Source organism: Natrinema gari JCM 14663 (assembly GCF_000337175.1).
GTDB classification, from domain to species: Archaea; Halobacteriota; Halobacteria; order Halobacteriales; family Natrialbaceae; genus Natrinema; species Natrinema gari.
Genome location: NZ_AOIJ01000063.1, coordinates 95,347 through 107,566, shown reverse-complemented (window position 1 = coordinate 107,566; position 12,220 = coordinate 95,347). Strand labels below are relative to the sequence as shown.

The window sequence follows — 12,220 nt, the reverse complement described above, 5'->3', positions numbered from 1 at the left end:
AGGACTAGTTCTCCACTGACTCCTCACGTCCAAGTTACCGTATAGATTGAAGTCATATTAGTCTTCCTTACTTTCTACAATATTACCCAGTGACTCATTGCGGCCTCTTGATTAGGGACTCGTCATACCGATTAGGCGACGGCCAACGTCGACGAAGTCAGCGACACACCCAACTTCTACATCACGAGCGAGCACGAGTCCGGCGGAGCGATCACGTTCGTGGTCCAAGATGAGGACCTGTCGGTGGAATACAACGAAGGCGAGTCAACAGATCCGGGCGACTGGGTAGAGGGCGCGGATGGCGTTCCACGGCTCCGGCTGCCCTCGCAGTCGGTTTCTGCCGCCACGGCTGGCTCGCCCCTCGCGGGCTAAGGACGCCGCTTGTCACCTCTGTCCGACGCATTCTTTTCCGTGTGAACAGAACCTCTAAGAAGGGTCGGATTGACCGACTCATATGGGTGACATCGAGGTGCGACCGTTCATCGTCGACCGGTTTGAGTTTGTCCAGACGTGGCTGGAGTGTGTGATGTACGACCCGGGCGATGATCGGTATCCAGACGTCATCCTGCACACCTGCGGACACCCGTATCTCCCACTCGATGCCTGGTATCAATGGGCACACGTGAGGTTTGATGTCTCGTTTTCCCGTTCCCCAACCGGTATAGGAGTATAGACGTCGGTCCGGCTCGGTCGGTGGCCGAATTCGAGGCGACGTTCGGAAAAATATCCGACGAAGCATACAACGCAGTGTGTATGGGTGCCGAGGGGTACGAGTACGATTTCACAGTTGAAAGCGACTGTCTTCCGGGCTAGATCATCGAGAGCGATGACGTGACCAGCTACGCAACCGTCGAACTCACCTACGACGAGGAACTAACGAAAGCCGAAGAGGAATTCAGTGACGAGGAGATCGAACGCAGGCGCGAAGAGTTCCGGGCGCATTTCGACGACTGGGACTTGAAGTACGGCCCGGACGCGACGCCGCGTCCGTGACGGATCCTTGATCGTCAAACTCCCCTAGGCCGGTCCGTGGTGAGCGTCGACTTCTGATCAGCGTCCGGTGGCGTGGTGCCGCCGTTGTACTGACCGAGCTCAGCGTCTGATTCCTCGATAAACGGGAAATCAGTCACTTATCCAAGTTCGTCTCGTCTCCTCGTTCACTTACGGTTCAGAGAGTCGACTTCGTTGAGTGCTTCTGTCGCCACATCACCGAGTTCGCCGGCCTCGATGTGAGAGTACCGCTCTCGAACCATCTCTTCGGAGTTATCGAGATACCGGGCNGCTTCTGTCGCCACATCACCGAGTTCGCCGGCCTCGATGTGAGAGTACCGCTCTCGAACCATCTCTTCGGAGTTATCGAGATACCGGGCCGCTACCGTGTACCCGAACGCGCGGACAAGTACCTCTCCCATCCCACGTCGGCCGCCGTGTGGCGCAAGATAGTCGTGTTTCGGATGCTCGATATCGATCTCCGCGGCCTCCGAGAGGCGCTGGAGAATCGACCGTGCGCCGTCCGTCGTGATCGACGGCGGCCGAATATCCTCCTCGAGCGCCAGCAGTAGGTCGCGAACGTACTCCTCACGGCACTCAGCAACTGCCTCTGAGCGTTCCCCTCGGTCAGCGAGTTCATCCTGGACGAGCCCCGCAAGCGTTCGTTGGTCGAACGTCGGAAACACTGGCCAGCGATCCATCGGCGGGTCCATCAGTTTGCGGTAGCTCCGCAGCGGCGAAATAACCGGATCAGGGAGGCTCGCGGCATCCCACTGCTGTTTCTTCCGGTAAACGTCCATACTCCCGTCGTCAAGCGAGAGGTCCTCCCAGCGGACGCCGCGTCGACGCGGATCGTTCGGGTCCCGGAGGAGTTCCCCGACGCGAACGGCGGTGTACGCGAGGACGAACACCAGGGCGCGGTCACGAGCGGCTTTCAGCGCCGCGTAGCGCGCTCGCTGCNGTTCCCCGACGCGAACGGCGGTGTACGCGAGGACGAACACCAGGGCGCGGTCACGAGCGGCTTTCAGCGCCGCGTAGCGCGCTCGCTGCTTGTCGAGGGGGGCAGTCTCCTCCGGAAGTGTCGTGTACGCTTCGATGGCATCGCGGGCCCGTTCGTCGACGTGGCGGGTGAGTGCGTGGCGCTGCTCGGACGTCCAGGCCTGCTGATCGCCGGGCTTGCGGCCGTCGTCCTCCGGCAGCGGCGCCATCGCACTCGCCCGTTGGGCATAGTGCGCCTCGAGGTAGCCCTCGTTGACGCACCAGCCACACCACGCAGAGATATAGCGGTAATAGGTTTGTACAGTGTTCTGTTTGAGTCCACGGTCACCAGCGAGATGCCGGGCGTATTCGCGGAAGACACGTTCGTCGAGGTCCTCGAAGGTGGGATCGCGGTCGACATCGTCGAGGACGATCCCGGTCCAGTCGTCGCCACCGCGGTCGCCGGCGGTCCACTCGGCGAACCGCTCGAGTTCACGTGCTGCGTTTCGTCTGTAGTTCCCGCCGTCGCCACCGCGGCCTTTCCCCTTGTCCTGGAGATACCGTTCGAACGAACTTGCGAGTGACCGCCCAGTGCGTTCTCCAGATGCCTTCTCGGCAGTCATGGTTCCTCGTTCGCGTATTGGTAGGTCGAACGGACCTCCTCAAGGAGGTCTTCGACGATTTCCCAGAGAATCAGGGAGGGAGTCCCGTGTTCGAGCATAATTCCCCATCGATCTTCTTCCTCGGCGGCTGCGTACTGGAAATGTGCTCGGCCGAGATCAGGGTGATCCTCGTCCTGATGCCACCCAGCATGAAAGCCTGTGTTCGGGTCGGTGTAATTGACACGGAACCAATCGTGGGGGTCCTGCCGGTACCATTTGATAGTTAGTTCCGGCGAGTCAGGGCCTGTGGGAGGGTCAAGACGGGTCGGATCGAAAATCGCCCGCAATTGCTTGGCCTCGATATCGTCTGGAATGTACTCGACTGTTGTAATCTGTGGGACACGATCGAGGACGTCTCGCTTTAGTTGGGCATAGAAATTCGCGTTTGGGTCACTACCGGGATGAGGGACCGACATCCGTTAACTACTGGCCTCAGCGGGCTCTGTCGTCGGAGCGAGGAAGTCCCACTCGCGGATGGCGAACCCGGCGATTTTGATGCGACGCTGGAGATGCTCCCACTCACGAGCGATCTCACGCCGACGGTCTTCTTCGTCAGCGTTGAGGGTCTCGTCGGTGAGCGTCCCGCGAAGCTGGTTCGGTGACTCGACATCGAACTTGTCCTCCCAGTCACGGATTTGTGCCTTCATATTGGCGAGCCGATCCGTGAGTTCCTCAACAGTGTGACCGCTATCTCGAAGGCGCATTGCCTCCTGCATCGCCTGACGGCGGTAATCGGGGTAGTACGTGGTGTGGGTGCCGCTCTCATCACGGTGAAGGATCCCGTCATCGACGAGACGCTCGAGGACGCGCTTGGTGGGCTCGTGTGACCAGTCCGCTTCGGACGCGATCCAGTTTACCGTCCGCGGCTCCGACAGCTGCCGTGCGACCATCCGTACACGATCTTCGCCCGTGGTCTGACGGTCCATCAGGCTCTCAGAGTTCGATTCGTCTTCGGTCATAGACTACAGTTCGTGCCCTACCTTAATATAGGTTGACGTTGCTCGTGCTATATCGAACAGTGGTTTCCAATCATGCCACCAACACGCGCTAACTAAACCTAGACCAAGTGCCATCCTAATCTTGGCGGTTCTACCAGGGTGAAGCGCCGTTCTGAGCCGATTGCAGCATTCGTGTTTACTTGACGGCGGCGGGGTACTTCAAAGTGGCCGTGATTATTCGTGTAATCAGGTCCACTTTCTGTATTCGGTCCATCGGAAGAATTCGAGGATTTGGAGTCTCTTAGCGCCGGAATTCCGCACTACAGGAATGTGTATATCACATATCGCTATACAAAATCCTTGACCGTTGGGAGTTGAGACTACAGCGGGTTTAACGGGTCTGTGATGCGTGTTTTCGGCTTTTTCAGTGATCGGGAACTGGCTCAGATTACTCTACAAACGGCTATTCCTATTGAAATTCCAACCACACACGCGAATTTCGGAGACTTCCGACAGCGTTGCCACTCAGACACCGCGCTAACACGAGTAAAACATCTCTCTATCCGATTCCCGTTTCCTTCTTCAACAGCGTCAGCGTGTTATCGGCCGTCACAATCGGCGAGTGCTCGTACTCATCGGTCAACTCAACCTGTACGAGCAGGTCCACCGCTCGCCAAATCGAGTACAGGAGACACGCGAACGCGAAGTAGAAGAACCGCAGCCCGAAATTCTTCGAGGTTGTCGCCGCCATGAACCGCTTGATCGATCTGTAGCCACTTTCGAGTTCCCACCGATAGCCGTACTCTGTGAGATGTCCACTCTCTCGATTCGTAATGAACACCGAGTACTGTCGGTGATCGTCGTGCTTGGAGTCCACTTTCCGACGGTAGATCAGTGTCGTCTCGTGCCACTCGTTCTTGCCCAGATGGAGCTTCCGCTCGGTTTCATACCGGTCTTGGTCTCGCTGGAGCAACCGCTTGGCCTGCGCTTTCTCACTCGTCTGCATCCGCTTCGGAACGACATATGAAAGCCCGCGCTGACCGATCATCTCCAGAACGTGCTGACTGTCGAATTCACGGTCCATCAACAGGTTATCGACGTGAACGAGGTCCTCCGCCGAGTCAAGTAAGTCCTCAACGATCTCTTTGCGCGACTCGCCTTTCCGTACCGGCCGCGCATCAAGCACAATTGGAACCGCGTTGCCGACCAGTTGGACTGTTGCCCACTGGTATGCATAGTCGTCGGTGTTCTCTTTCGTCCCGATGATTTCGTCCTCGTGGCCTGTTCGATTTCCAGTGAACGGATCGGCTTCGGTGATGTCGATCGCGACGATACCCGCTCGGAAGAATTCCTCTGTCTCCGCGACCTCGTCAAGCAGTTGACTGACAGCCTGTCGGTACATCTTTCGGATCTGGTCGATAGAGAGGTGGCGCAGCTGCTGCCGATGAGCGTGACCCAAGGGTGTCCGCTCCCGGGTCGACTCAACGACGAAACTGCGAGCCCCCTCATTTGCAGCGAGGGTTTCACGAAGTCCGAGATATGTCTGCAATCCCCAGTAGGCGTTCTCGTGAATCTCACAGCCGTCCCCACAAATCCAGCGAGAATGCCGGGAAGACGACGTGACTGACGTGGTCCGTGATCTTCTCTGCCTGCTCCAGCACGGTTTGATCGTCCGGTTCTGACTCACCAGACTCGTCATCGCGGTGCCGAAGCTTTCGTTCCGGTTCACTCGGGACCGAGACACCCGCATTCTGGGCTTTGATGAGGATTGTTCGAGCCGCTGTCTCGACTGTCTCCCTGGAGTCAACGGAGAACCGCTCGTGCCAGCTTCGCCACAGTGTTGACTGATCCGGAATCGTCTCGAAACCCAGTTGCTCACAGATTTCAGGACGGTTCTCTAGGTAGTCGACGAGAGCTGTTTCGTGCTCCCAGCCGTGGAGTTTTTTCAGAACGAACACGCGAAACAGGGTGTCCATCTCGTAGTGTGTCGGACCCTCGTAGCAGTCGTAGGCCTCGAATCGGAAGTAGGCCAGCGAAGTTCGGAGACGAACTGCTCAACAGAGATGTGCTCATGGTGCGTGAACCAAGCTCCTGAGACGATCCGGACGTCCGACTCTAATCCGGCAAGTGAGGTGCGGTCGTACAACGGTGTCGAATCGTACGCTGGCCACTCAACGTACGACCGTCGTGCAATTTGTCGAAAGACGGTTCTCCGAGATTCAGTAGTAATGGGCACTACCGGACAATCGTTATGGCCCCAAGAACACGTCTACATCTAACGAAAAGGTCATGCTTGACGTCGATACCGCTAGTGAGTACCCGTCGTTCGAGTTTGCCCGACTCAGCCCCGGATACGAGTCACAGACCGGAATTACGACCGAGGAAGTTCGCGGTAAGACGCCACGAGACGTGTTCGGCGATCAGGAGGGTGCTGAACTCGAGGGCATTACACTCGCTGCGTCGATCAGGATGCCCCGCTCTCGTACCGCGAAGAGCTCGACATCGGTGACGGTGCTCAGTTCTGGGAGACCAGCCTCGCACCGGTCGTCGTCGATGGCGAGACTGTTCGAGTTGTGGGTATCGCTCGAAACGTTACCAAGCAAGTCGAACGAGAGCGTGAACTCGAGGCGACGAACCAGCGACTGGAATCGCTCATCGAGGCCACGCCACTCACAGTTATGGAGATCGACACGGATGGGACCGTCATCCGCTGGAACGACGAGGCTGAAACCATGTTCGGCTGGTCGCAGGACGAAGTGCTTGGCGAGTTCAATCCGATGGTCCCGGACGAGCAGCAGGAAGAGTTTGCCTCACACCGGCAGCGCGTCCTGAACGGCGAGCGAATCCGAGCAAAGGAGATACGGCGAGAGACGAAAGACGGAGACGAACTGGACCTGCTCTTGTCGGTCGCGCCGGTTACAGGCCCCGACAGAGAGACTACGAGCATCCTCGCCGTCTTGGAGGACATAACCGAACAGAAACGGTTGGAAGCTCGCCTCCGCTCGCTTCAGGACACCGCACAATCGCTCAGCGGCGCTGAATCAAGCGACGAGATCGGAGCGATCGCCGTCGATGCCGCGGCCGAGATACTCGACCTCGATATCACCGGAATTTGGGAGTACGACGACCGAGAGAACGTGCTCGTCCCAATTACGGAAACGTACGAAGCACGAGACCTGTTTGGCGAGTCTCCCCGGTTCACTCCTAGAGACAGTCTCGCTTGGGACGTGTTTGAGTCCGGAGAACCCCAAGTATATGATGATGTCCAAGCTGAGGGTCAACCCCACAACCCGAACACAGAGATACGGAGTGAGGTTCTCGTCCCACTAGGTGAGTATGGGCTCATGTCGACGGGGTCAGTTTCCACGCAGGTCTTTTCTGAGACGGATGTCGACCTGTTCCGGATTCTCGGTGCGACTGTCGAGGCAGCACTCGCACGAGCGAACAGGGAGGAAGAACTACACCGACAGAACGAGCGACTCGACCAGTTCGCGAGCGTCGTCGCCCACGACCTGCGAAACCCGCTCTCCGTCGCAATGGGTTTCCTCGAGATCGCGGAGGAGACCGGGAACGCGGAGCACTTTGAAAAAGTAGAATCCGCACACGACCGAATTGAACGACTCATCGAGGACCTCCTCACGCTGGCACGTGGGGAGACGACGATCGAAAGTGCAGAAGGGATCGACCTCGAGAGTATTACGACGGAGGCGTGGGGGTACGTCGACACGGAGGAGGCAACGCTTACAGTCGAAGATAGAATTCCGACAGTCACCGGCGATGCAGGACGGCTGACCCAACTCTTCGAGAATCTCTTCCGGAATGCAATCGAGCACGGTGGTGCCGACGTCACGGTGACCGTGGGTGGACTAGACGGAGATGATGGATTCTACGTTGAGGATACCGGCAGCGGGATTCCCCAAGAGAAGCAAGACGACGTGTTCAAACACGGCGTCACGTCCAGCGAGGGGGGAACCGGGTTCGGGCTCTCGATCGTGGCCGACATCGCGAAGGCGCACGGTTGGACGGTTTCGGTGACAGACGGAAGCAATGGCGGGGCACGGTTCGAGTTCAAGCGGTCGAAATAGTACCCGTTGTCAGTGAGCAAACCGTGCCTGCGGCCTATGCATTGAGAGAGCCAGTCTCAACTTCCATCAAACAGGTCCGGGGGACAGCGTCCGGTCGCATATCGTCAGAAACAGCGGCCTCGGGAACTAACGGCACGGATCGGGCTTAGTCGTCGTTCTCGAGAACGAGATCCGTAATATCCCGCTCCTCGATAATTCGGTCCTCGAGTCGCTTTGTCGCTAACTTCGCAAGTATAATCGTTCCAAAGGCGAGCGTTACCCAAACGTTTGAGCCGAGCCGGTTGTGAGTCATATAGATGATCCACACCGCTGGCCCAAATACAGCGAGATTCAACACAACAAACGCGATATACGTCCAGTGGTCGTATTTTGGAACTTCCTTTTTCATACGAGAGTTAAAGATACTGAACGTAACAAGGATTCTACAACCGAAGTGAAAGTGAACGCTGTTACGCCGACTCGCTGTCAGCGAACGCTCCGAGCCCCGCCTGATACTCGAGTTCGTCAGCTCGGCGGCGTTCGTAGGCGTCTCGTGCCGCCGCTTCCACGTCGATCGCCAGCACGTCGGCGGCGTCCCCGTACTCCCGCTCGACGGCGATCACCGCCAGCACGGTCTAGCACACGCCTATCTCGTCAGATAGCTCACGAAGGCGAAGAGGACACCTACTCGAATATAGCCGGTAACGCCCAGAAGAACGCCGTGGCCGGCCGGTTATCGAAGATTGCATTCGTAGTAAGGAGGATCCACCCTAATACCATCACAAAGAACAGTGTCCCGAGAGTTGTCTGAAGGAGAAGGGCTGGATATAGAACATCAGTGTCGACCTCCGTACCCTCGTCGTGGCTGGCCACATCTGACTGTGAGGGAGGCATACATTCCCAAACAGACGAAATACGGTTAAGATTTGGCATCAGTGGTCTGGCTGGGTCGTCAGGTTCCTATATCTCATCTCGCTGCCGAAGTGCGTCCTCGATCTCGAGGCCATGCGTCGCGGCGATCTCCTTTGCGATCACCCACGCTCAGCACGCCCGTTCTGGTTGGACGTTCTTCCGGTCAGCGTGGTACTCGACGAGCGCCTCAACGATCAAGAGGTCCTCCTGCGGAGTGCGATCATACATCGCCGGCGTTGGCCGCGGTTTCACTGATTAACGTTCGGCGGCGTTCACTCTCGCCGCGGTGCGGGAACCCTTATTTGTGACAGCTACCTGTATTGATACGCAGCGCATGACAGTCTACCAAATCAGCTACGACCTGCAAAGTCCAGGTCAAGACTACGATGAACTGTTTGACGCCATTCGGGACTATGGAGACTACGCGCATATCCTCGAGTCCGTTTGGTTGATCGATACGTCGAGCACGTCACCAAGCTCAATTCGGGATGGTTTACAGGATCACATCGACTCGAACGATAGACTACTCGTCACAGAGAAGGCGACGTCCGGCGAAACGTGGGCTACTACGTTTTCTGACGATTATACTGACTGGCTCCACAATCACTAATCGTCGTCCTCGAGCCAGTCGTCCAGTTCGTTGAGCGCGCCGTCGGCAATGATCAACTCGTCGTACTCGTAGTCGCGCAACAGCCCCAGTGCGGGCTTGCGAAGTTTTACCAGATAGTGCGGTGTCCAGCGAGACGTTCGCGCCGGTGGCAGCACAAACCGCTGACCCGGACTGATTGGTCCCACGGCGGGCGACAGTCGAGACCTCCCACTCGTCGTCGCGATCGGGCGGCGAGCGACCACGAAAGCGAGCGGTTCGAGACTCGATATCGGACATAGGAGACGGTCGGGACTCGAGGGGCGTAGTTCCACCGAGAGCAAAGAGGAACGCGAGACGGGTGGGCGGTACCCGTTTGCTGGGTTAGTCGGTCACCTCCATATCGGACGTGCCGTTCTACGCTGGCTCATCACGCTCGCGAACCATGAATTCAATACTGTATGGCACTGTACCACTATTTTCGCCGCTCTGATACCCAACAGAAGACTCGATTCGATAGTCACCTGGCGTCAGTGACTCTTGTGTGTGCCTGAAGGTTTGGCTTGCTGAGTCAGCGCCGTCGATCGTCGTCGTCAATGCGATCCTGTTGACGGCCGTGACATCTCGTCCATCTGTGTGTACGTGTTCGGACTCTGTATATGCCGGTGACCAGAGTACCTCTCGAGAGTCAGTCCCCTGCTTTTGATATCGAAGTACACCAACCGGTGTCGGTGCCCCACTCGTGATATCGACGGCTGTGTCCGTTGTATTCACAAGTGTGACTGTGAGTACTGTTTCCGACTGGTCTGGGTGTGGCTCAGTTGTTGCTCGAACCTCTATGGGGGGTATCCCCGCCTGTTCGACGTACGCCGTATAGAATTCGCCGTCGAAATACACATACTCATATTCACGGAGCATGCTGATTACCTGTCCTGGCGGATCGGAAAAAGGATATAGCCCCGTTGTTGCAGCGGCGTCCCGAATGAGCCCCTGAACTGACGGTGAGGCGTCCGACACCTTCCAGACGGACCCATCTGCGAGGTTGGTATGTGACACCGATGTCGCTGAGACGGTGTACGGGGCGCCTGGATCGTTCGTCGTGACTGTCAGTGACAGCAATGTTCCTCGGTACTCAACGGCCTCATAGTTATCCAGAAACGATTGCAGTGCCGGCCAGACGTGTACGACCTCTACGCCACCGTCACGTGCATCCTGGAGCAAGCCTGTTCTGACGTAGTCATCATGTGTCACTGCCGTCTCGTAGGCATCAGAAGAGGCGATCTCTCCCGAGACAGCGTCTCGGTCAGTTTCCGTCGCTGTAATCGTTGTTGCCGGGAGAGAGTGCTTAAGCAGATAGTATTCAGTATCCACCTGAATATAGGATGTCTCAGCAAGAAACGCTGTCAACCACTCGGGCAGCGTGTCTGTAGTATAGCTCCCGTCCAGCGCTGCCTGAATCACTGTCTGTTCGCGGCCGTCCAACGAGTCAAGAGTGGGGATCGGCCCAATCGGCGAGGAGAGGTTGTTCAACCGGATCGCATGTGAGTATGTCCGCGTCACCAACTGCGTAATTCCGGCACCGTCAGTCATTGATGACGGGGACTCAGTCTGTGGTGTGTCCGACGCATTTGTTGACTCCGTTGATTGTAGAGGCTCCCCACTGAGACAGCCACTTACCCCAAGGCTCCCAGTTGCGAGCGCGCCAATGAGTGTCCGGCGGTGCATAGCGATACTCGGACAGTAACGCAAAAAATGTCTTTGATAATTCAAATAGCTCTTTGAGCTACAGCGCTGGAAACTCATCCACCCCAGCGTCCACCCTGCTCTTTGTGTGCCAATCGTTCTATGGAACTCCCGTGACTCAGCAGCTATTCACCACGGCGGAAAGGAGGCTGCTTGGAAGGATGGCACAGGTCCGGACCAGCCAGCAGGAGGATGAGAGATAATCAGCCTTCAGACATGTCCGTTACAGCCATTCCGGTCCCGTATGCCAGTGAGACTAACGCGACACCGAATATGAGAAGCCACAGAATAAGGATAAAGTTAAGCGAAATTGTTATTACTTCCTCGGAGAGGACACGCTGTACTACGATCTCATCTGGAACAGTCGGGCGATAGACCAATTGTATAACCATCAGAACGAGTCCGGTGGTGGCACCGAAGGCAATCGTCCACCAACTCCCGCCATCGTAGGGAGCCTGTCGGAGGATACTGAGATAGTCGATCATGAGCGTAACAGCGATAGAGTACAGGAGACAGATGGTAATAGAGACTATAGAATGATCCAGCAATAGAAAATGGGAAATTAGACCGAGACATATCCCTACAACCCCGCCAACGAGTGTTGCTCGCTTCGTTGGCTAATTTCGAGTTACCTTTTTGGATGCTGAAGATGCTCTGTTGAGACCCTGTTGGTTCGACACTTTTCGGCTGAAACAGCCGCTATTTAAAACCACTTATCTAATGGTCGATTATTTCCTTGAGTAGTTTCCCTTTTCCACAGTCTTTACCTTGGAACAGTGAGTCGATAGGGAAAGTGCGAAATCTTGACCGCGACGAAATCAACGAAATGCTCACTCGGCGAGGAATTGGCGTCCTTGCAATGGTTGATGAAGGGCAACCGTATGCGATTCCGATGTCTTTCGGCTACGATGCTGAGGAGATGATGTTCCCGATGCAATGGGGTGGCGGCTATCAGAGCCGGAAAAATCAGGCTATCGACACCAATACAAACGTGTGCCTTACCGTATATGAACAGGACAATGACGAAGAACTCGTCTGGCGAAGTGCCATCATCACAGGAGAATTATACGAGATACCAGATGACGAGATGGAACGTGCATATGCGAGCATAGCCGCGAATGCAGAGTTTCCATCTGACACCGGCGTCTGGGGAATTCCGTTCGAGGATGTCGAATTCCGTATGTTCGGACTAAGCACGAAAAACTGTACAGGACGAGAGTTTGCGGCGAAATACGAAGGGTGGGACTAATCAGGGTGTCGCCACGTCCTGGTTTGTTGGAAGCAACCGCATGCCATTGCTAAATCTTCTGTATCGAATTATTCGTGAGTTCGTTCACCCGTCTGTCG

The 12,220-nt window shown here is 56.4% G+C and carries 12 protein-coding genes and 2 pseudogenes; 4 read left to right on the top strand and 10 right to left on the bottom strand.

Going from position 1 to position 12,220, the window contains the following annotated elements:
• The first annotated feature begins 454 nt into the window (after positions 1-454).
• Positions 455-673, top strand: a complete 219-nt coding sequence (locus tag C486_RS22440; protein WP_008457968.1) for a hypothetical protein — start codon at positions 455-457, stop codon at positions 671-673.
• A gap of 158 nt (positions 674-831) precedes the next feature.
• Positions 832-993 (top strand): hypothetical protein, encoded by a 162-nt coding sequence (locus tag C486_RS22435; protein WP_008457966.1) that lies wholly within the window; start codon positions 832-834, stop codon positions 991-993.
• 164 nt (positions 994-1,157) lie between these two features.
• Here C486_RS22435 and C486_RS16115 read toward each other — a convergent pair whose 3' ends face one another.
• From C486_RS16115 to C486_RS16100, 4 genes and pseudogenes are all read right to left on the bottom strand, one after another.
• Positions 1,158-2,591 (bottom strand): phage integrase SAM-like domain-containing protein, encoded by a 1,434-nt coding sequence (locus C486_RS16115; RefSeq protein WP_008457965.1) that lies wholly within the window; start codon positions 2,589-2,591, stop codon positions 1,158-1,160.
• Positions 2,588-3,046 (bottom strand): hypothetical protein, encoded by a 459-nt coding sequence (locus tag C486_RS16110; protein ID WP_049910630.1) that lies wholly within the window; start codon positions 3,044-3,046, stop codon positions 2,588-2,590. The genes C486_RS16115 and C486_RS16110 overlap by 4 nt, the downstream gene beginning before the upstream one ends.
• 3 nt (positions 3,047-3,049) lie before the next feature.
• Positions 3,050-3,589, bottom strand: coding sequence for a DUF7342 family protein (locus tag C486_RS16105; RefSeq protein ID WP_008457963.1), 540 nt, complete (start codon positions 3,587-3,589; stop codon positions 3,050-3,052).
• 538 nt (positions 3,590-4,127) lie between these two features.
• Positions 4,128-5,804, bottom strand: a pseudogene (locus tag C486_RS16100) (transposase).
• Positions 5,805-5,857: 53 nt separating this feature from the next.
• Between C486_RS16100 and C486_RS16095 the strand changes: the two are divergent.
• Positions 5,858-7,653 (top strand): annotated as a pseudogene (locus C486_RS16095) (sensor histidine kinase); the annotation flags it as partial.
• Between the two features lie 145 nt (positions 7,654-7,798).
• Here C486_RS16095 and C486_RS16090 read toward each other — a convergent pair.
• The 6 genes from C486_RS16090 to C486_RS16065 form a co-directional block, all read right to left on the bottom strand.
• Complete coding sequence (locus C486_RS16090; RefSeq protein ID WP_008457961.1) at positions 7,799-8,041, bottom strand: hypothetical protein; 243 nt, start codon at positions 8,039-8,041, stop codon at positions 7,799-7,801.
• A 61-nt stretch (positions 8,042-8,102) separates the two neighbouring features.
• Positions 8,103-8,264 carry a hypothetical protein gene (locus C486_RS21395; RefSeq protein WP_008457960.1) on the bottom strand — a complete coding sequence of 54 codons (162 nt, stop codon included), beginning with the start codon at positions 8,262-8,264 and terminating at the stop codon, positions 8,103-8,105.
• 52 nt (positions 8,265-8,316) lie between these two features.
• The gene (locus C486_RS16085; RefSeq protein WP_008457959.1) at positions 8,317-8,526 is read right to left on the bottom strand and encodes a hypothetical protein; all 210 of its coding nucleotides are present in this window, start codon (positions 8,524-8,526) and stop codon (positions 8,317-8,319) included.
• Positions 8,527-9,150: 624 nt separating this feature from the next.
• The gene (locus C486_RS16075; RefSeq protein ID WP_241432521.1) at positions 9,151-9,339 is read right to left on the bottom strand and encodes a hypothetical protein; all 189 of its coding nucleotides are present in this window, start codon (positions 9,337-9,339) and stop codon (positions 9,151-9,153) included.
• Positions 9,340-9,547: 208 nt separating this feature from the next.
• Positions 9,548-10,720 carry a hypothetical protein gene (locus tag C486_RS16070; protein WP_008457956.1) on the bottom strand — a complete coding sequence of 391 codons (1,173 nt, stop codon included), beginning with the start codon at positions 10,718-10,720 and terminating at the stop codon, positions 9,548-9,550.
• 356 nt (positions 10,721-11,076) lie between these two features.
• Positions 11,077-11,358: a hypothetical protein gene (locus C486_RS16065; RefSeq protein WP_008457955.1), complete on the bottom strand. Its 282-nt coding sequence runs from the start codon at positions 11,356-11,358 to the stop codon at positions 11,077-11,079.
• A gap of 308 nt (positions 11,359-11,666) precedes the next feature.
• Between C486_RS16065 and C486_RS16060 the strand changes: the two genes are divergently transcribed.
• Positions 11,667-12,122: a pyridoxamine 5'-phosphate oxidase family protein gene (locus tag C486_RS16060; protein ID WP_008457953.1), complete on the top strand. Its 456-nt coding sequence runs from the start codon at positions 11,667-11,669 to the stop codon at positions 12,120-12,122.
• The last annotated feature ends 98 nt before the right edge of the window (positions 12,123-12,220 follow it).